The sequence below is a fragment of the Leucobacter sp. G161 genome (assembly GCF_001482305.1).
Classification (GTDB): Bacteria; Actinomycetota; Actinomycetes; order Actinomycetales; family Microbacteriaceae; genus Leucobacter.
In genome coordinates, this window is record NZ_LOHP01000081.1 from 1 (window position 1) to 18,738 (window position 18,738).

At 65.4% G+C, this 18,738-nt stretch carries 16 protein-coding genes; 4 read left to right on the top strand and 12 right to left on the bottom strand.

The window, feature by feature from the left end; translation table 11 throughout:
• Positions 1 to 14 precede the first annotated feature (14 nt).
• Both AUL38_RS14130 and AUL38_RS14135 read right to left on the bottom strand, forming a co-directional pair.
• Entirely contained in the window at positions 15 to 1,394 is a 1,380-nt protein-coding gene (locus AUL38_RS14130) for a TRAP transporter large permease subunit (protein WP_059063022.1), read from the bottom strand.
• A 50-nt stretch (positions 1,395 to 1,444) separates the two neighbouring features.
• The gene (locus AUL38_RS14135) at positions 1,445 to 3,082 is read right to left on the bottom strand and encodes an amidohydrolase (protein ID WP_235590741.1); all 1,638 of its coding nucleotides are present in this window, start codon (positions 3,080 to 3,082) and stop codon (positions 1,445 to 1,447) included.
• A 108-nt stretch (positions 3,083 to 3,190) separates the two neighbouring features.
• Between AUL38_RS14135 and AUL38_RS14140 the strand changes: the two genes are divergently transcribed.
• Together AUL38_RS14140 and AUL38_RS14145 are read left to right on the top strand one after the other, a co-directional pair.
• Positions 3,191 to 3,856 carry a TetR/AcrR family transcriptional regulator gene (locus AUL38_RS14140; RefSeq protein WP_059063023.1) on the top strand — a complete coding sequence of 222 codons (666 nt, stop codon included), beginning with the start codon at positions 3,191 to 3,193 and terminating at the stop codon, positions 3,854 to 3,856.
• A 223-nt stretch (positions 3,857 to 4,079) separates the two neighbouring features.
• Entirely contained in the window at positions 4,080 to 5,090 is a 1,011-nt protein-coding gene (locus AUL38_RS14145) for a nitronate monooxygenase family protein (RefSeq protein ID WP_059063024.1), read from the top strand.
• Between the two features lie 88 nt (positions 5,091 to 5,178).
• Here the strand turns inward: AUL38_RS14145 and AUL38_RS14150 are convergent, their stop codons facing one another.
• The 4 genes from AUL38_RS14150 to AUL38_RS14165 are packed head-to-tail and all read right to left on the bottom strand — an operon-like array spanning position 5,179 to position 11,000.
• Positions 5,179 to 6,696, bottom strand: a complete 1,518-nt coding sequence (locus AUL38_RS14150; RefSeq protein ID WP_059063025.1) for a carotenoid oxygenase family protein — start codon at positions 6,694 to 6,696, stop codon at positions 5,179 to 5,181.
• A gap of 41 nt (positions 6,697 to 6,737) precedes the next feature.
• A complete protein-coding gene (locus AUL38_RS14155) occupies positions 6,738 to 7,970 on the bottom strand; it encodes an acetyl-CoA acetyltransferase (protein WP_059063026.1) in 1,233 nt (410 codons plus the stop codon).
• A gap of 59 nt (positions 7,971 to 8,029) precedes the next feature.
• Complete coding sequence (locus AUL38_RS14160; protein ID WP_059063027.1) at positions 8,030 to 9,223, bottom strand: thiolase family protein; 1,194 nt, start codon at positions 9,221 to 9,223, stop codon at positions 8,030 to 8,032.
• 7 nt (positions 9,224 to 9,230) lie between these two features.
• Complete coding sequence (locus tag AUL38_RS14165; protein ID WP_059063028.1) at positions 9,231 to 11,000, bottom strand: class I adenylate-forming enzyme family protein; 1,770 nt, start codon at positions 10,998 to 11,000, stop codon at positions 9,231 to 9,233.
• Positions 11,001 to 11,139: 139 nt separating this feature from the next.
• Between AUL38_RS14165 and AUL38_RS14170 the strand changes: the two genes are divergently transcribed.
• Positions 11,140 to 12,090 carry a helix-turn-helix domain-containing protein gene (locus tag AUL38_RS14170; RefSeq protein WP_059063029.1) on the top strand — a complete coding sequence of 317 codons (951 nt, stop codon included), beginning with the start codon at positions 11,140 to 11,142 and terminating at the stop codon, positions 12,088 to 12,090.
• An 8-nt stretch (positions 12,091 to 12,098) separates the two neighbouring features.
• Here the strand turns inward: AUL38_RS14170 and AUL38_RS14175 are convergent, their stop codons facing one another.
• Genes AUL38_RS14175 through AUL38_RS14185 form a run of 3 tightly spaced genes read right to left on the bottom strand, consistent with a single transcriptional unit; the run spans position 12,099 to position 15,655 of the window.
• A complete protein-coding gene (locus tag AUL38_RS14175) occupies positions 12,099 to 13,574 on the bottom strand; it encodes an MDR family MFS transporter (RefSeq protein WP_059063030.1) in 1,476 nt (491 codons plus the stop codon).
• Between the two features lie 35 nt (positions 13,575 to 13,609).
• Positions 13,610 to 15,109 carry a DHA2 family efflux MFS transporter permease subunit gene (locus AUL38_RS14180; RefSeq protein WP_083506912.1) on the bottom strand — a complete coding sequence of 500 codons (1,500 nt, stop codon included), beginning with the start codon at positions 15,107 to 15,109 and terminating at the stop codon, positions 13,610 to 13,612.
• A 36-nt stretch (positions 15,110 to 15,145) separates the two neighbouring features.
• Entirely contained in the window at positions 15,146 to 15,655 is a 510-nt protein-coding gene (locus AUL38_RS14185) for a hypothetical protein (RefSeq protein WP_153006619.1), read from the bottom strand.
• A 28-nt stretch (positions 15,656 to 15,683) separates the two neighbouring features.
• Here AUL38_RS14185 and AUL38_RS14190 point away from each other — a divergent pair, with 28 nt between their 5' ends.
• Positions 15,684 to 16,013: a GNAT family N-acetyltransferase gene (locus tag AUL38_RS14190; RefSeq protein WP_059063032.1), complete on the top strand. Its 330-nt coding sequence runs from the start codon at positions 15,684 to 15,686 to the stop codon at positions 16,011 to 16,013.
• 38 nt (positions 16,014 to 16,051) lie between these two features.
• Here AUL38_RS14190 and AUL38_RS14195 read toward each other — a convergent pair whose 3' ends face one another.
• The 3 genes from AUL38_RS14195 to AUL38_RS14205 form a co-directional block, all read right to left on the bottom strand.
• Positions 16,052 to 16,693: a hypothetical protein gene (locus tag AUL38_RS14195; protein WP_059063033.1), complete on the bottom strand. Its 642-nt coding sequence runs from the start codon at positions 16,691 to 16,693 to the stop codon at positions 16,052 to 16,054.
• Between the two features lie 128 nt (positions 16,694 to 16,821).
• A complete protein-coding gene (locus tag AUL38_RS14200) occupies positions 16,822 to 17,499 on the bottom strand; it encodes a metal-dependent transcriptional regulator (RefSeq protein WP_059063034.1) in 678 nt (225 codons plus the stop codon).
• A gap of 47 nt (positions 17,500 to 17,546) precedes the next feature.
• Positions 17,547 to 18,738, bottom strand: a 1,192-nt coding sequence (locus tag AUL38_RS14205; protein ID WP_059063035.1) for a PLP-dependent aminotransferase family protein, incomplete at its 5' end; no start/stop codon positions are given.

An 18,738-nucleotide genomic window follows, 5' to 3' on the forward strand; every position in this document is an offset into this window, starting at 1 on the left:
CACCGCGGGCTCGGTTATCCGCCGAACGACACGTAGCCTGCGATGAGGTACGCAATGAAGGAGAGCGCCGCTGCGACGCCAGCGTAGGGCAGGATCGACAGCATGAGGTTCAGCGGTTTCACGCCGACCGACTTCGAGGCGAGAATCATGCCGTCGCCGTACAGGCAGGTTGTCGAGCCAAGGGCGGCGCCCGAGAACACGGCAGCGCCGGCAAGCACCGGATCCACACCGACCGCGATCGCGAGCGGCAGCACGACGGGTGTGATGACCGCCGCGAGGTCCCAGAACGCGCCGGTCGCGTACGCGTACAGGCCGCACACGAGGAACACGATTGCCGGGAGCAGTGCGCCGTTCATGATCGGCTCGGTCGCTCCGATCACCCAGTCAGCGAGCTGGAGGTCCATGTTGATCTGCTGCACCATGAAGGCGAGCACGAACAGCACCATGACGTAGCCCATGCTGGTGATGCCCTCGAACGCCTGGTCGAGCACGCCCTTGAAGGTGAGACGACGCTGCGAGACGTAGAGGATGATGGCGACGACGACAGCTGCGGCGGCGCCCTTCACAATGTCGACCTCGGTGAAGATCGTGACGAGGATCAGGGTGATGATCGGGATGAGGAAGTTGAACGGCATCGGGCGCTTGCTCTCGACACCGTCCTCGGCGAGCTCGAAGGCACGCTCCTCGGGGGTGAGGCCTTCGGGCAGCGGATCGCCGGTGCGGTCGACGCGCTCCTGCTCGCGCTTGAGCGGGCCGACGAGCGGCAGCACGCCGAGGGCGAGTAGCAGGCCGATCGCGAGCGCGATCCAGCCGAAGAAGATGTATGGCAGGCCGGCGATGTATGCGCCGAACCCTGAGCCGTTAACGGTGACGCCGTCCTGCTCGAGCAGCGCCGAGAAGAACACGGCCCAGGTGGAGAACGGAATGATGACCGCGATGGGCGCCGAGGTCATCTTGACGACGGTGCCGAGCATCGTGCGGGGCACGTTGTAGCGGTCAGTCACACGTTTCATCGAGGTGCCGACGGTGAGCGCATTGAGGTAGTCATCAATGAACAGCGCGATGGTGAGCAGCCAGGTGAGCAGCAGCGACTTGCGGCGCGAGTTCACGAAGCGCTCCGTCCAGCGCGCGAAGTCGCTCACTGCTCCCGATGCGTTGAAGTACGCGATGAGAATGCCGAAGAGCACGACGACGAGCACGAGCCAGTGCACGGTCTCGTTCGACAGCGACGATCCGACGAGGCCGACGAGGGAATCGAAGAACCCCCAGCCGCCAATGAGGATCGCACCTACGACGGTGCCCGAGAGCAGCCCGAGCAGGGCTCGCTTGGTGAGCACCGACACGACGAGGACGGTGATGACTGGCAACAGTGCCAGTGCAGTGTTTTGGACCACGGTGGCCTTTCGGAAAGCGGGAGGGCCCGCACAGGTGGGTGGGGGTGAGATTACTCGGCGTGTGAGGTGTGCAGGCCGTCGAGATAGGTGGCACGCACGGGCAGCGTGGCGAGATCGTCGCCCGATGCCTGGAGTGGATCCTCGGCCCAGACGGCGAGGTCTGCGCGGGCGCCTGCTCGGATGATGCCGAGATCGTCGTCGCCCTGCGCGAGCGCTGCTCCGCGAGTGTACCCGTGCAGCGCTTGAGCGGCTGTCAGCCGCTCTTCTGGTTCATACACGAATCCGTCAACGTCGCCTGGCGCACGGCGAAGCATCGCCCAGGCGAGGCCGACGCGTGCATCGAGGTCAGCGATCGGCCAGTCGGATCCGAGAGCGAGTGGGGCCCCGGCGCGGAGCACGGTGCCGGCAGCCCAGGCGCGGGAGGCGCGCTCGGGGCCGAGCCGGCGGGCCCACTCGTCGCTGCCGTCAGCGATACGCCACTGCAGGTGTGGCATCTGCATGGATGAGGTGATCCCGGTGGCTGCGAGCCGGGCGACATCGCGCGGGTCGAGGGTCTCCAGGTGCTCGATGCGGTGCGGCACGCCGCTACGCGAGATCGATCCGACCGCTTCGTAGGCGGTGATGGTCTCGCCGACCGCGCGGTCACCGATCGCGTGCGTCGCAATTTGGAAGCCTGCTTCAGCGAACTCGCGCACGGCGGCTTGAAAATCTTCGGTGTTCGGCCAGAAGCCGTTCAGCCCATCACCGTCAGCGTCGGCCTCGTAGAGCCAGCCGGCCCCCGTGTCGATGACGCCGTCAGCGTAGAGCTTGATGACGCCACCACGCCACCGGTTGCCCGCGCGATCGCGTTGGGCCGCGATGGCCGCACGCTGTTCCGCGGTGTAACTCGGCTTCACATCCATGGCGCTCACGATGCGGACGGGCAGCCCCATCCCACTCGAGTCAAGCGCTTCGAGGAGGTCGAGCGTCTCGGAGTTGCCGTCCATGATGGTGCCACCGGTAAGCCCCGAGCGGCGCATCTTTGCGAACGTGGCGCGAGCAGCGGCAAGGGTTTCGTCGCGGCTCGGCTTCGGGGCGATGTCGAGGACTGGCTGGTAGGCGCTATCTTCTCGGAGCTCGCCGGTCGGTGAGCCTTCGGCGTCGACGACGATCTCCGAGGTGTCCTCGAAGTCACGAGCACCGGTAATGCCGGAGAGCCGAAGCGCTTCGGTGCTGGCAACGGCGGTGTGGAAGTCGAAGAAGAAGACCATGGCAGGCAGATCGCCGACGGCGTCGTCAACGAAGCGTGAGGTGAGCTGCGCGCCGTCGAACACGGCGTAGTCGAGGTTCCAGGCGCGCACCCAAGCCGATCCACCGCTATTGCGCACGCGCGCGGCTTCGGCCGCGAGCGCCTCTCGGAGCTCGCGCAGGTCGCGGACGCCACCGAGGTCTGCACCCTGGCAGAGCTCGACGCCCTGGATGGGGTGCAGGTGGGCATCAATAAGCCCTGGCGTTACAGTGGAACCTGTTGCGTCATCGATCTGAGTATTCTCACCGCGGAAGGCCGCCGCGATCGCGTCCGCCTCGCCGACGGCGAGCACACGGCCGCCCGCGATCGCGATGGATCGTGGCCCGGTGTGGACATCGCCCTCGACCATGGTGTGCACGCGCGCACCAGCAATGATGAGATCGGCTGTCGTGCCTGCCACGGTGTCCCCCTCGGTTCGTGAGACCCCGTATCCTCGAGTGAGACACGGAGCAACCTTAATTTACGCAGATTCAATAACCTCCGCAACCCCGCGAGAGAAGGAAGTCCAATGACGACGGCTACCGAGACCCCACGTTCGGCCGGAAGGCCACGAACAGCTGTCCTGTCACGAGAGCGAATCCTCGAGGCTGCGTTCAAGCTTGCCGACGTTCGCGGGGCTGACTTTACGCTCGCCGCACTCGCTCGCAACCTCGATGTCCGCCCATCGGCGTTACACCACTACTTCGCCAGCAAGGATCAGCTCATCGCTGGCATGCGGGGACAACTCACATCGCGCATTGGCGACCACGGCTTCGACACGCTCCCCTGGCACGTCGCGATCCTGGACTGGGCGCGGGCCTACCGCCTCACGATTGGCGCCCACCCCGGCATTATCGCCGCGCTCGCGACGCTCCCGGTCGACGATGAGCTCGAGTCCATCATCGACTACGAGCGCATCGCGTCCGCAATGCTGCGCGACGGCTTCCCCGAACACCGAGTTGTCCCTGCCATCGTCGCCATCGAATCGTTCATCATCGGCTCAGCGCTCGACTCACTGGCACCCGAAGACAATCTACGCCCAGTTGAGAACGCGACGCTCGCGCCCCACCTCACGGAGGCCGAGCACGCCGCCCGCGCATACGCGGACGCTCAGAGCCGCTCGGCAGCCATCGAGACCTTTGAATACGGACTCGCGGCGCTGGTCGCAGGGTTACGCTCCACGACGCTGCAATAACCCACCCCGTCGGGCACCGGGCGACTGCGAGACCACACCCCCTGAGCGCGCCGTGGAGGTGACTGAGGACGTCACCAACGCTCGACCCCTGCGAAGTGGACGACTCGCTCTCGGCACAGTCCAAGGAACAGCACCCCCGGCACTTCCGAGGGGCTTGCCTGACGCGATATCATTACTCTGTCAAATGTAGTAATGAGCGCAAGGAGGCGCATTGTTCGATCGAATGGCATACCAATTAGAGATCCGAGACCACCTCGCGGTACCCGTTGTCGCGGCCCCAATGTTCCTCATCTCGGGCCCCGAGCTTGTCGTCGCAGCCTGCCGTGCAGGGACCATCGGGGCGTTCCCGGCGCCGAACTGCCGCACAATCGCACAGCTCGATACGTGGATGACCGAGATCACCGACCGGCTTGCCGACGCACGGGCGTCTGGAGAGCACCCGGCTCCGTGGGCGCTGAACCTCATCACACACAGGTCCAACGAACGATTGCCACTTGACCTGGAGTTGCTCACCAAGCATCGCCCGCCCATCGTCATTACCGCGCTTGGATCACCCGCGCCGGTTATCGACACCGTACACGCATATGGAGGGATCGTCATCGCCGACGTCACCAGCATCGCTTTGGCGCGCAAGGCTGTCTCCGCAGGCGCCGACGGGCTCGCCTGTGTGAGCGCGGGTGCAGGCGGCCACACTGGGCACCTCTCCCCCTTTGCCTTCGTCTCCGGGGTGCGGGCATTCTTCGACGGACTCGTGGTTGTCGGTGGCGGGGTAAGCGACGGCTGGGGCGTCGCCGGCGCCATCGCAGCTGGAGCAGACCTTGTGTACGTTGGCACACGGTTCCTCGCGACCGCAGAGAGCCTAGCCCCGACGGGCTACAAACAAATGGTAGTCGACCACGGAGCTGACGACCTCGTGGTGACCTCGGCAATAACCGGGGCGAACGCGTCGTGGCTCCGCCCAAGTCTCCTCGCAAACGGCATCGATATCGAGATTCACGCCCCCGCAGGCGCGCCGAACTACAATTCCCTCGACAACGTGCAAGGTCGGTGGAAAGACATCTGGGCAGCCGGGCAAGGAATCGAGAGCATTCACGCAATTGAACCGGCAGCAACGGTGGTGACCAGAATGCAGACAGAGTTCGCGCACGCGATCGATAGATTAACTGCGCTCACAGGCGCATCGCTAGCGGCACGCGCAGGTTCGGGCCACGCGACTGGGCTCGCACCTGCGTAAGCGACGAGCTCAGCTGACGCGCGCTCCCTCCCCGCTGGTGCGGGGAGGGAGCGCGCGTTACTGTGCAATGAGGCCGACGTGTGGCCGGCTACAGACCGACGGCCGACGCCGCGTCGTCCGTCTCGCGCCACCGCCTGAGCTCCTCGCCGGCAGCCCACGTCGAGTGGGTTCCGCTCGAGACTCGCTCGGGCAGCTTGAGCTTGCACACGGGTCCATCGCTCACGCGTGCGGCATCAAGGATGACACAGTACGAGGCGTCTGCTCCCATGTCGCTGATGATCGTCACGAGGTAGGCATCGTCCTCGGAGGTGCCCCCGACCTTCGGGGCTACCGCCGTCTCGCTCCCGTACACCCCGTCTCCGAAGCTGTACTTCTCTTCATTCCCGGTCTTGAGGTCGTGGCGCACCAGTCCATCGAATAGGAACCAGCCGGGCTTGCCCGTCGCCGCGTAGGCGTAGCGATAGTCGCCCGTCTGGAAGTCGCCGTTCATCATGCCGAACTCCGTGATGGTGTCACTCAGCTGCTGCTCGCGCACCTTGCCAGTCACAAGGTTCAACCGCCATCGGTGCATCCGCGCCTGCATCCGGTCGAGCGCTAGAAAACGAAAAGCGCGCTCCCACTTTGTTCCTTGACCGTTGTCTTGGGGTTCTGGGTCTCCCTGAAAGAAACCATCGATAACGATCTCGTCGCCTTCTTCGTAGGCATTCACAAAGTGCAGCACGTAGGTCGCCTCTGCTTCGAACCAGCGAATATCACTCGTCTGGCCACGTCGCGGGATGACGCCGAATCGGCTCGGCATATCTTTATGAAAACGGGCCGCGTGGTGGCCGTGTTTAAGCGCTTCCGGATCCCAAAACAGCGGGAAGTCGTTGAGGATCGCGTAGTTTTCAGTGAAGGCCATGTCATGCGGCAGCCTCGCGCCGGGAAGCGGGACGTCAACGTAGTGCACGAGGTCGTTGTGCTGATCCACGACGCCGTAATGCATGTACGGCGCCTCCTTGCTGTAGTTGAAAAACAGCATCTCGCCTGTTCGGTCGTCTACCTTCGGATGCGCGGAGACACCCCATTTGAACGGGAACGCACCGTTGAAGTCTTCCTTACCGCGCGTCTCAGCCGAGTACGGATCCAGGCGGTACATGTCGCCACACTGGTAAAAACTTGTCAGCGCCATGCCGCGATGCACAACCACGTCGGTGCTTGATGCGTCTTTCATCCTGCCACGTGCACCCCAACCGTCCTGGCGCAGCGAGGTGTTCGGATTCTCTGCGATGCCTGCCCAGAGAGCTTTGCCCGCTTCGGCCTCGGCAAGGTATCCGTCCGTGCGGATCATCCGGTTACGGTAGAACGCGGTGCCGTCACGGAAGCCGACGACGTGGATCATTCCGTCGCCATCGAACGGGTGGTAGTTCTTCATCGAGGGGTGTACGGGGTTCTCCGTGTTGCGCAGGTACACTCCGTCGATATCGTGCGGAATCTCTCCCTCGACAACTTCGAGGTCGTCCGCCTTCCATTCGGTCGTTTGCGGTCGCCACGGGCCACTGCGGTACGGATGGTCGTCTTCTTCGGGAAGGGTAGAGAGCAGTCTTCCTACAATCTCAACATCCATGGTCTTTCCTCTTCTCTTGTCAGCAATTCACGGGAACGTCGTCAGCGCACCGCAACGGTCTCGAGCACAAAGGCGACGGTCGTTGCAGTGGAACCTCCAAAGTTGAGCGTCGCGAACCGGCCCGCGCCCTCCACCTGCATCTGTCCCGCCGTGTCGGAGACTTGCCGGGACGCATCCACGAGCATGCGCACTCCAGTAGCCCCAACGGGGTGTCCACCGCCGATGAGTCCGCCGCTGGGGTTTATTGGGAACGAGCCACCCGGTGCGATCGTCCCGTTCTCGATCGCCCGCCAGGATTCGCCCGGAGGGGTGAGTCCGATATGGTCGATCGCAACATACTCGCTCGACGAGAAGCAGTCGTGCGTCTCAAGCCCGTCAATGGCCTCGAGCGTGACTCCTGCGCGCGCAAATGCTTGATCGACCGTCTGTTTGAGGTGAGGGAACACGTAGGGGTGCCCCTCGCTCCGCGCGAACTTCTGCTCGGCGCCCAAGCCGGCCGTGCGGTGGCCCCAGCCCGCGATCCGCGCGACCGGCCTGGTCCCGGGATTCGCCCGAAGGTATCGGTCGTTCACTAGTACGACCCCGGCACCGCCATCGGTCATCTGACTGCAGTCATAGCGCCGCAGCCGACCCTCGACCGGCGGGTTGAGCGCGTCGTCCGTACCGCTGCTGCCGGACAGATCTGGTACATCCCAGCCCCGGGTTTGCGCGAGCGGGTTGCGCTTTGCGTTGGCAAGGTTGAGTTGGGAGATCGCACGCAAATGCCTGTCGTCGAGGCCGTAGCGATGATCGTACTCATCAGCTACCTTCGCAAACATGTAGGGCCACATGAAGGTCGCGTCCTCACCCTCGTTGCCGGCCCAGGCTGCGGTTCCCATGTAGGCCGCCCCTTGGGAACCGCCCACTGTCTTTTCGAGTTCGACACCGAGCACCAGCGCGCAGTCGTAGTTGCCAGCGCGAAGGTCTGCCATGGCCGCAAGCGCAGCGATGCTGCCCGACGCGCACGCTGCCTCGTGGCGTGAAGCGGGTAGGCCCCACAGGTCATCACGCACTGTCGCTGGCCTCGCGCCTAGCTGCGCTTGACCCGCAAATAGCTCACCAAATGCATTGGCCACGTGCAGCACCTCGACGGCCGCCGCGGGAACCCCCGCCGACGTCAGGGCTCCGTCGACGACCTCAGCTGTCAGGCTCGAAAAGCTTCCGCCTTCGCGAGCGAGGTTGCGGGCGAAGTCACTTTGATACCCGCCGAGCACCCAAATATTCGTCTCAGTCATGACTCTCTCCGATTCAATATTCAACATTGCTTCATAAAACAGAGCTTTTGCGCGCTGTGCTACCCGAATGCTTCAACGACGACCGCAGTTGCTAATCCAAGGGCAGCTGGGATCACGAGCACGCCATACCCACCGCCCAGTTCTTCGAGCCGCTCGAGCGCATTCGCAAGTAGAATTCCGCCGCTTGCTCCGAGCGGGTGCCCGACCGACACCGCTCCACCATGTGCATTCACCATGCCCGCGTCGAGTTCGAGCTGGCGCGCCAGCAGCAGCGGGGTCACGGCGAACGACTCGTTAATCTCAGCCACGGCCACATCAGCCACCCCGATCCCGGCGCGCGCGAGCGCTTTCCGCGCGGCGGCCTCACCAGCCCACAGCCCCGGCGACCGCACCGCGGCGTGCGCCCAGGAAACGACACGGCCTCGGGGCTCGATGCCAAGAGTCTTCCCGGCGGCGACACTGCCGAGCAACACCGCTGATGCCGCGTCGGCAAGCTGCGGAGCAGTCGCGACCGTATGCAGACCGCCGACCGGGCGAACGAAGCCGTCGTCCGCAAACCTTCTCGCTGCGCGCTCCCACAGAGGATCATCATCAAAGAGTGTGGGAAGCTCCGCGAGGCTCTCTGCGCGCGTTCCCGGCCGTGCGCCCTCGTCGCGCTCCAACAGCACTTTCCCACTGACCCTCACTGGCACGATCGACCGCCACGTGGGTGCGGCCGCAGATTGCTCGTGCGACCGCACCGCGTAGTCGTCAAGCTCAGACCGGGTGAATCCGAAACGGGCCGCCGTGAGATCAGCAGCAACACCGATCGTCACGAAACCCGTCAGCTCGCCCAGCTCCGAGTCCAGCGCAAATGCCGGTTTGTCTCCAAACATCGGAGTGCGCGACATTGACTCCACTCCGCCGGCGACAATCAGCTCAGACCCGCCGCTCGCCACCTGGGCAGCACCCGACGCAATCGCGTCCAAGCCGGAGCAGCACATCCGCGACACTGTGCCTGCGCTGACCGTCTCCGGCCACCCCGCTGCAGACAGTGCCACGCGGGCGACGTCCCCTGCTTGTTCCCCGAAAGGAGTACTGACTCCGACGATCACGTCGTCGACCTCGGCGGCAGAAACCCCCAAACGGCTGTATTCAGAGAGCAGCCCGCCGAACAGCTCGTGTGCGGGAACGCCCGCGAGCGCGCCGCCTTCACGGCGCACGCGCCCGCGGGGCGTGCGCAGCGCCCCGTAGATCAATGCGTTGGCTGCCATAGCGTTGTCAGCTCGCCATAACGCGGAGGTCGCGCTTGAGTACTTTACCGACCGGATTCCTCGGAAGGGAGTCCAGAACACTGAGCCGCTCAGGCAGCTTAAACGAAGCGATCCGGCGTTCGCGCAGGAAGTCGACGAGCTGTTCGAGCGTCAGCTCGGCTCCCGGCCGCAGCACAACGATCGCTGCAACCCGCTCGCCAAGCATCTCGTCTGGGTCGCCGACGACAGCAACCTCAAATACTGCCGGGTGTTCAGTGATGAGCTGCTCGAGCGACGCCGGGGCGATGTTCATGCCGCCACGAATAATGAGATCCTTCGCACGATCAACGTAGCGCAGGTACTGCCTCTTCTCACCAGCAATCTCAAACACGTCGCCGGTCTTCAGGTATCCCTCCGCGTCGAAAGGACTCGCCAGGGATTCTCCCTTCACGTACCGCCCAAAGAGCTGCGGACCGCTGATGTAGAGTTCACCCGGCCGTCCGGCCTCGGTGATGACCTCGCCGGTCTCGATGTCGACAAGCTTGTGGTGCACCCAGGTCGATACGCGCGATGCCCACTGCACACCCTCAGCCCCATAGCGCGGGAAGAAGTTCGCGCGGTCGTCCGCGTCAGGGAAGTCCTCACCGCTCGACAGCAGGGCAACGCCCTCGTTCGATCCAAAAAAGTTAATAACCTTCAGGCCCATCTTCTCCTGCCACCCCCGCACCATCGCCGGCTGGAGCGGGGCGGAGCCTGAGCCAAGGCGGGTGAGACTCGAGAGGTCGACCTTGCTCAGCAGCTCCTCGTTGTTCAGCAGCATCCAGAGCAGCGCGGGTGGGAGGATCGTGCAGGTCACGCGCTCTGTCGCGACCTGCGCAAAGAACGTCGGGCCGTCAAAGGGGTGGTGCTGCACGAGCACGCATCCGGTGCGCAACCAGGGCAGCAGCATGCCACAGACACCGGCCATATTGATGAGCGGGAATGGATTGAGCAGAACGTCATCGGCGCTGAGCTCTTGCAGCTCCTCCGCCCCCGTGTCTTCACCGTCACCCCGGGAGCCCGCGGCCTTGAGGGCGTCGATCACAGCCCAGCTAAAGCTCAACCAGTCGTAGTGAGCACGCATGACCCCCTTGGGCTGCCCCTCCGTTCCCGACGTCCAGCAAATTGTCGCGCAGTCATTCGGATCGTTTGGCTGCGCCGCGCGCACGGCGACAATCGTTGCCTCGTCGCTATCCTCCGCCGACTGCGGTGCGAGTCTCACGACGCCGTCAATTGGGGCCGCGTCTGCCCGGCCAATGCTGAACACCGTCTGCACCGTTGGGAGTTTGTCGCGAGCGGCCGCCACCTCGGCAGCGATTCGGCGTTCCCCGAAGCTCTCACCACATACGTAGGCATCAAACGCAGCGTCGTTCGCAGCACTCACCAGTTCGTATTCTCGGTACTGCATCGCGAGTGGCGAGACTATTGCCCCGATGGACCACGCAGCGAGATACACCTCGAGCTGCTCGATCGAATTTGGGAGCTGCATCCCAACGACGTCGCCCCGTTTCACCCCGTGTTCGAGGAATCGGGCGGCCAGCCAGGTCACCTCGCTCCCGAGCTGACCCCAGGTGAGCCGCCTCGGGGCTTCTCCGTCGAGATCCACGCGATTGAGCGGGTCTACAACGGCGAGCTCAGCGGGGCGTTCCGCCACGCGCTGCCAAAACAGGCCATCCATTGTTTCGTCCGTCCACCACCCCTTCTCTACGAAGAAGTCGACTCGTGACTGCGGGTGTAATCCGCCTGCGAGATGGTTCATCGGTGGCCTCCTTGCCGGTCCGGTGTAGCGTGCGCGGAGCGGATAGGCCACGTCGCCGGTCCGCTCGACAGCAGATTACTCCAGTTAGCAGAGTGACGCAACTGGCTCGCTTCGCCAGCGAACGCGATAGCCTGAGCAGATGAGCACGACAGCCTCGAATGATGGCAGCGCAGCTGCCGGGCCCACGCCCAACGGCCTCGGCCTGACGTTCGGGCTCCTTGGCGACGAGTGGACACTGCTGTTGCTGCGAGTCGCATTGTCCGGGGGGACAAAATACTCAGATTTTCGTGAGCGTCTTCCCATCTCCCACGCAGTCCTCAGCGGCCGACTCGAGCGACTCGTCACCGAGGGCTTACTCGAGCGACATGTCTATCAGCAGCGCCCTGAGCGTTCGGAGTACATACTCACTCCGAAGGGTTCGGCAACCTGGCCACTCCTGCTCGCGATCTGGACGTGGGAGCGGCGCTGGGTGACTTCTCACAGCTATGCGACACCACCGATCACACACCTGAGTTGCGGTAACGAGATGTCGCCCCGCTACTGTTGCCAGGAGTGCGGGGCCGCAGCTACGGGCGACACCGTGGAGCTCGGCTGGGGGCCTGCAGGGAGTTGGGAGCGCTCGACGCCCGGGGCACACACTCGCCGCAGGGCAACCCGCACCGGGGCAGCTGTGGACACGGCGTTCTACCCTGACACGATGACCGTCTTCGGCAACCGCTGGTCGGCCGTTATCGTCGCCGCCGCGTTCGCTGGCGTGCGACGCTTCCGCGACTTTGAGCTCTTCCTGGGGCCACCCCCCATCGTCCTCAGCGAACGTCTCACTGCCATGTGCGACCGGGAGATCTTTGAGCAGGTACAGCTCGCAGAGCGCCCCGACTGGTCCGAATACCAGCTCACACGGAAGGGCAGTGATCTCTTCCCAGTGCTCGGCATTGTGGTCGACTGGTCCGAACGCTGGTACAGCGACGATGAGGGGTCCGTCCTCACTCGAACGCATACCGTGTGCGGGCAAGAATTCCGGGGTGTACTGGTGTGCGACCACTGCCAAGAGGTCGTCCGGGGCGAGGCGATTGATCTCTCAGGCGCCTAACCCGCTGTTCACACGGCCGCGGGCTCGACCGTTTCCTCCCGCACGAACAGCGCAACAATCGCCCCAATCGACGCGATTGATCCGCCGATAATGAACGCGACTCGGGTGCCGTGCGCGAGCGCCTCGGCGTCGACCGCTGCCGGGTCACCATCTGCCCAGCCCACCGACACGAGCGTCATGACGGTAACGAAGAGCGCGGTGCCCGCAGCTCCAGCAACCTGTTGCACCGTCGAGATCATCGCGCTGCCATGGGAGGCGAGTTCCACCGGGAGCGATCCGAGCGACACCGAGAACAGCGGGGTGAAGACGCCCGCAAGCCCGATGCTCAGCACGAGGTGGGTGGCGAGCACCTGCCAGACCTGCGTTGACTCGTTGAACAGGCCCATGCTGAGGAGTGCCAGCGCGGTGATGATGGTGCCTGGAATGAGCATCGGTCGGATGCCGCGGGCATCGATGAGCCGTCCGACGACGGGGCCGAGGAGCCCCATGAGGAGGCCGCCGGGAAGCAGCAGCAGGCCCGTCTGCAGCGGGGTCAGGCCGAGAACGTTCTGCGCGTAGATGGGCAGCAGGATGAGCGATCCGAACAGGGCCATCGATGCACAGGAGATAAGCACGACCGACAGTGCGTATGGGCGGCTCTTGAAGGTGCGCAGGTCGAGCAGGGCCCGATCGCTGCGCTGCAGTACGAGCTGCCGCCAGACAAAGAGGGCGAGCGCCGCGGCGCCGATACCGGCCGGCACAAACGGCGAGAGGAGTGCTGTGCCGCTTGCTGCGGCGCCGATCTCGCTGAGACCGTACACCAGCCCGCCGAACCCAAGCACTGAGAGCACCACGGAGCGCAGGTCGATCGAGGTGCGCTTGCGCACGCCTACGTTCGGCATCCGGATGCCGCCAAGTATGAGCGCGACGAGTGCGATCGGAAGGACAATGAGGAACAGCCATCGCCAGCTGAGCACCTCGAGGATCATCCCGGAGACTGTCGGACCGAGAGCGGGCGCGACCGACATGACGATCGAGATGCGGCCCATGAGTCGTCCGCGCTGGTTCGGCGGGACGAGCGTCACAACCGTCGTCATGAGCAGCGGCATCATGATCGCGGTACCGCACGCCTGCACGACTCGCCCGACGAGCAGCACGGGCAGGCCCGGCGCGATCGCAGCCACGAGCGTGCCGACACTAAAGAGCGACATCGCAATGATGAAGAGCGTACGGGTGGGCACACGCTGGATGAGCATGCCGGTGATCGGGATCACGACGCTCATGGTGAGCAGGAACGCGGTGGTCAGCCACTGCCCTTCTGAGGCAGATATGCCAAGGGTATGCATGAGCTCTGGCAGCGCGACGCCCATGATGGTTTCGTTCAGGATCACGACGAACGCAGACCCGAGCAGCAGCCAGATGGCGAGCTGTTCGCGGGGCCCGAAGGGACGTTCGGCGGGAGTGTTCGAATCGTCGAACGCGGGGGCGGGATCTGCGGTAGGCATAGAAGGGATATTCTATGCCCGTTTCGCTCCCCGGCCTACACCGGCTTCGCGCCGGCCGTTCGCTGGACGGGAGTCTCGCGCACGAACAGCGCGATGATGACTCCTGCGGTGGCAATCAGCGAGCTCGTGAGGAACGCGACCCGGAGGCCAGCAACCATCGCCGCCGGGGATTCGGCGAGTTGGACTCCCCCGTGTCGAACGGAGAACAGCGTCATCAGCGTCACGAGCAGGGCCGTGCCGGCCGCGGCCGCGAGCTGCTGCGCGGTGTTCAGCGTTGCGCTGCCGTGCGAGGCGAGGCTCGCGGGCAACGAGCCGAGCGCCATCGCGTAGATCGGCGTGAATACACCCGCGAGCCCGATGTTCATGAGCAGATTCGTCGCGAACAACTGCGCGATGTGCGTGTGTTCTCCAAACAGCAGCATCGACCAGAGCGAGAGCGCGGTGATCGCGGTGCCGGCGACGAGCACCCATTTCCCGCCGCGGGCGTCGACGAGCCGCCCGACTACCGGCGCGAGCGCGGCCGACACGATACTGCCGGGCAGCACGATGATTCCCGTCACGAGCGGGCCGAATCCGAGCACGTTTTGCGCGTACAGCGGCAGGAGAAACAGCACACCGAACAGCGAGACGCTGCTCGCCACGAACACAATCATCGACCGCGCGAATGTCGGCCGCAGGAAGACGCGGAGGTCGAGCAGGGCCCGGTCCTCGCGCTGCAGGACCAGCTGTCGCCAGACGAAGCTCACGATGCCCGCCCCGCCGACAGCGAGCGGGATCCACGGCGAGAGCGTCGGCGCCCCAACGGCGAGCGAGCCCACTGCGCTCAGCCCGTAGACGATGCCACCGAAGGCAAAGCCGGCGAGCACGATCGAGAGCGCATCAATGCGCACGCGGCGGCGAACACCGACGCTCGGCATGAGCCACACTCCGACGACGAGCGCGAGGACGGCGATTGGCAGCATGATCACGAACAACCATCGCCAGTTGAGCCACTGCAACACGAGCCCAGAGAGCACAGGCCCGAACGCGGGAGCGGAAGCAAACACCACCGACACGTATCCCATGAGGCGACCTCGTTGCCCGGGCGGTGCGACCGTCGCGATCGTCGTCATGACCAACGGGCTGAGCACCGCCGTTCCAGCGGCCTGCACCACCCGGCCGACAAGCAGGATCGAAAAGCCAGGCGCGAGGGCGGCGATGAGCGTCCCGACGGTGAACACTGACATTGCTGCCGCGAACAGCGTGCGGGTCGAGAGCCGCCGGATGAGGAACCCCGACATCGGGATGATCACGCTCATCGTCAGCATGTAGGCGGTTGTCAGCCACTGCGCCTGCGCGGCTGAGATGCTCATCTCGCGCATGAGTGGCGCGGTCGCCACCCCCATCACGGTTTCGTTCACCACCGCGATGAAGCAGGAACCGAGCAGCAGCATGATCGCCAGGCGCTCCCGCGCTCCGAATGTAGCGACCCCCGGCGTCAGGGTGGTATGAAGGCCGCCGGTAGTTGGGGTGGCCTGTTCGTGTTCGCGCTGCATGAGGCTCCCAGCCTAGGGGACGGGCTGCGCTTCGCTCTAGCGTGCGGCGCAGGCGACGACTGGATCCTCGGGGAGCCCCAGGGCTGCCCGAGCCGCGGCAGCGGTCTCCGCGACCGTCGCAGCCCCGTCCCAGCGGTAGTCGACGGCCTCCTGGGCCTCCAGCTCGGCGATAGATCCCGCCTGTTCCGCGTCGTCAGCAAGCGTCTTGGCCACGCTCTCGACCGCGGGGGTCGCCCCTCCTGGCCACGCCACGGACGGGTCGGCGAGGGTCTCCGCCGCCGCCGCCGACTGCGCTTCGAGCGTGGCAAGTCGCTTGCCCAGGTCACCGGTGTCACCGGCTTCCCCGCGCGCGACCGCAATGCGGAGCCGCTCCACTTCGACGTCGACCGCATCCCACGCCTCGTTCACGGGGCAGACGGCCTCCAGGTAGCGCGCGCCGGCAGCCGTCACCGTGAGTTCTTCCGGCTCCGGCTCGGCAGCCGTGCACCCAGCGAGCAGCAACGCTGCTCCGGTCAGCCCGACGATCAATACACGTATCCGCACCATTCGAGGATATCCGGGTTAGGCTACGAATATGGCTAGATACCTCACGGAACAGGACGCCGCAGCAGCAGGCATCACCATCGTCCACGAGCCCGCAGCCCAGCGGTTCGCGATCTATCAGGCGGGTGACACGGATCAGCGGCTCGTTGGGGAGGCGCACTATTCGTTTCCGCGTGAGGATGTCGTCGATTTCGACCACACGGTCGTCGACGATGCATTCCGAGGCACCGGGCTCTCCGGGCTGCTCGCGCATCGCGCGGTGACTTCTGAAGTAGCGCAGGCGAACACCGTGCAGGCGTCGTGCTGGTTTATCGAGGGCTACCTCGCGAAGCACCCTGAGCTACTCGGCGATCGCGCGTAGCTCGGCTGAGCTGCCCCGCGCCAGCTGCTGCGCGTGGGCTACTTCGAGCCCTTCAAGCGAATGCGCTCTTTCAGGCTCGCCTTCGGTGACTGCTGTTTGATGAGCGACGTCAGGTCTTTCTCAATGAGCTGCTGAATGCGATCGTCTCGATTGCTTCGGTACTCCTCGTCGTGCCCACCGCTGTAGTACGGGTGGCTCGCACGCTCCTTGAGGGAATCGCCGATCTCGGCCCAAGCCAGACTGCGTGCACGTTCGACGGTCGTGTCGAGGTAGCTGTCGTCCTCGGTGCGGGCACGGAGCTCGGCGGCAACCTGCTCGTAGACCTCCTGCCGGTGGCGGAGGGTGCGACTGTCGTTGTTGCCGTACTCCGTCTCGCTCCAGGAGCTGCGTCCGGTGTCCCGGATCTCGCCGCGGACCCGGGAGATGTGGCGTGCGTCGCGTTCACGCTCGGCAGCGAGTTCGTTCAGTGAGTCGCGCACCATCTCGTAGATTTGGGCTTCGTCGTAGTCGGCGTGTTCCTTCAGCGCGTTCATGATGATCGCATTCTTCACCGTCATGCGCACCGCGACGTCGGCAACGAGGAGCCCCTGCTCGACAATTTCTTCAACCGGGGCGAGCACCCGCTTCGGGAGACGACGGGGCGGCTGAGCCTGCCGCTTACGCTTCGAAAACCAGCCCAACTCCGCCTCCTTCTCAAGACACGTTACCCATTATCTCGTATTGCGCAGCGCACGGCAGTATCTCCTCGTCACGAGCACGCAATTTTCGTCGAACGTCCGCGGCGAGCGCCGTGTGGACGAGGCTTCGATCAGCTCGCGGGCGAGGCCCACACCGAGTCGGATGCAGCCTTGCCGAGCAGCACCGGTTGCCCGTTACCGACGACCGAGACGGCGGTCGTCTCGGAGTAGGGCTCTCCCTCAAGCATGTCGAGTTCCGCGTCGACGATGATGCCGCGCGAGGCGAAGTACTGCAGCATTGCGGGGTCGGCGTCGGAGATGCGTTCGACGCGCACCCTGCACGGCCCCTCGATCTCGGTGAGGAGTTTCGCGACGGGGCGATGCACGAGGCCGTCGGCGCTCGGGATCGGGTCACCGTGCGGGTCGCGGGTGGGATAGTCGAGCACTCGGTCGATCCGGTTGATGAGTTCCTCGGAGACCGCGTGCTCAAGCTTGTCGGCTTCGTCGTGTACTTCGTCCCAGGAATAGTCGAGGACGCGTACGAGGAACGTCTCGATGAGCCGGTGCCGGCGCGTCATCACCACGGCGAGCTCGCGGCCCTCGTCGGTGAGCGTCACCGTGCCGTAGCGCTGGTGGTCGATGAGCCCGGAGTCGGCAAGCTTTCGCAGCGCGTCGGAGACTGTCGACAGGCGGACGCCGGCGGTTTCCGCGATCGCCGAATTCGTGATCGGGTTATCCGACCACTCTTCAAGGCTCCAAATCACCTTGAGATAGTTCTGCATGCTCGCAGTGATGTTCTCAACACTCACGAGGCAAGCGTACCGCGTCACTCTGACGGGCCACAGGCTGTGGGGTGTCAGGTGCTCGGCGAGTCGTCGCGGAGCACGGACGCAAGCGCGCGGAGCGCCCGGTCGAACGTGGCGTCGTCGGATCCGCCGAGCCCGATCACGAGCCCTGCCATGCCGGTGCCGCGCCGCTGCCAGTAGCCGCCGAGCGGCTCGGCGCCGAGCCCTGCCGCGCGGGCGCGGCGCACCGCGGTGTCCTCTCGGGTGCGCAGCAGCGCCGGGTCACTCCCGACGAACTCGAGCACGGCGTGGAGTCCCCCGTCCATCGGCCGTACTCGCACCTCGGGCACCCCTGCGAGTCGTTCGGAGACGAGATCGCGGCGCTCAGCGTAGCGGCGAAGGAGGCGTGCGGTGTGCCGCCTGAGTTCACCCGTCGCCAGGTAGTGCGCGAGCGCGAACTGCACGACCGAGGAGACGGGGCCGCCGAGTTCGCGGCGCACTGGCTCGAGCGTTGATCTGATGCCCTCCGGCGCGAGCAGGTAGCCGGCGGACAGCGCCGGCGCGACAGTTCGCGAGAAGGTGCCGAGGAGCACCACGCAGCCGTCGATGCGGTCGTCGAGCGCTGCGAGGGTTGGCAGTGGGCTCCCGGTGAAGCGCAGCTCTGAGTCGAAGTCGTCCTCGACGATCACCACGCCCCCGCGCTGAGCCCACGCGAGCAGCTCCCGACGGCGCACGAGCGGCAGCGAGCCGCCGAGCGGATACTGGTGGCTCGGCGTCACGATGACGAGGTCGAGTACCCCTTCGGGTAGCCGTGCGGTGTCGAGCCCCTCCGCGTCGGTCGGGAGTGCGACGATGCGCGCGCCGTGGCGGGCGGCAACTCCGCGCAGCGACGGCAGGCCGGGGTCTTCGACACCAACGACGAGTCCACGCCCCCGTGTCGTGCCGAGCGCGGTGAGGAGCAGGCCGAGCCCTTCCCGCGTGCCGGCGGTGACGACGACGTCGTTGGCGGATCTCGCGGTCGCGCGCATCCGGCGCAGGTGATCCGCGATCTCCTCGCGCAGCTTGGGGTCGCCGAGTGGCGGCGCGACGAGGTGCGCACGCGCCGCGGCCTCACGCCATGCGGCACGCCAGGCCGGGCTGTTGATCGCGCTCGGGATCGGCTCCCCCGGCGCGAGCGGCTGCCTGGCTGGGGCGTCCGCGGATCCCGCGCCCCACCCGTGAGGGTCGCTCGCGGGATCCGCGGCGGTGGCCGGCGATGCTCCG

Bases quoted from the DNA above. Each gene is read 5' to 3' on its own strand.
- AUL38_RS14155 (WP_059063026.1), bottom strand. From the start codon at position 7,970: ATGACTGAGACGAATATTTGGGTGCTCGGCGGGTATCAAAGTGACTTC.
- AUL38_RS14190 (WP_059063032.1), top strand. From the start codon at position 15,684: ATGGCTAGATACCTCACGGAACAGGACGCCGCAGCAGCAGGCATCACC.
- AUL38_RS14160 (WP_059063027.1), bottom strand. From the start codon at position 9,223: ATGGCAGCCAACGCATTGATCTACGGGGCGCTGCGCACGCCCCGCGGG.
- AUL38_RS14165 (WP_059063028.1), bottom strand. From the start codon at position 11,000: ATGAACCATCTCGCAGGCGGATTACACCCGCAGTCACGAGTCGACTTC.
- AUL38_RS14145 (WP_059063024.1), top strand. From the start codon at position 4,080: ATGGCATACCAATTAGAGATCCGAGACCACCTCGCGGTACCCGTTGTC.
- AUL38_RS14140 (WP_059063023.1), top strand. From the start codon at position 3,191: ATGACGACGGCTACCGAGACCCCACGTTCGGCCGGAAGGCCACGAACA.
- AUL38_RS14180 (WP_083506912.1), bottom strand. From the start codon at position 15,109: ATGCAGCGCGAACACGAACAGGCCACCCCAACTACCGGCGGCCTTCAT.
- AUL38_RS14170 (WP_059063029.1), top strand. From the start codon at position 11,140: ATGAGCACGACAGCCTCGAATGATGGCAGCGCAGCTGCCGGGCCCACG.
- AUL38_RS14150 (WP_059063025.1), bottom strand. From the start codon at position 6,696: ATGGATGTTGAGATTGTAGGAAGACTGCTCTCTACCCTTCCCGAAGAA.
- AUL38_RS14185 (WP_153006619.1), bottom strand. From the start codon at position 15,655: ATGGTGCGGATACGTGTATTGATCGTCGGGCTGACCGGAGCAGCGTTG.
- AUL38_RS14175 (WP_059063030.1), bottom strand. From the start codon at position 13,574: ATGCCTACCGCAGATCCCGCCCCCGCGTTCGACGATTCGAACACTCCC.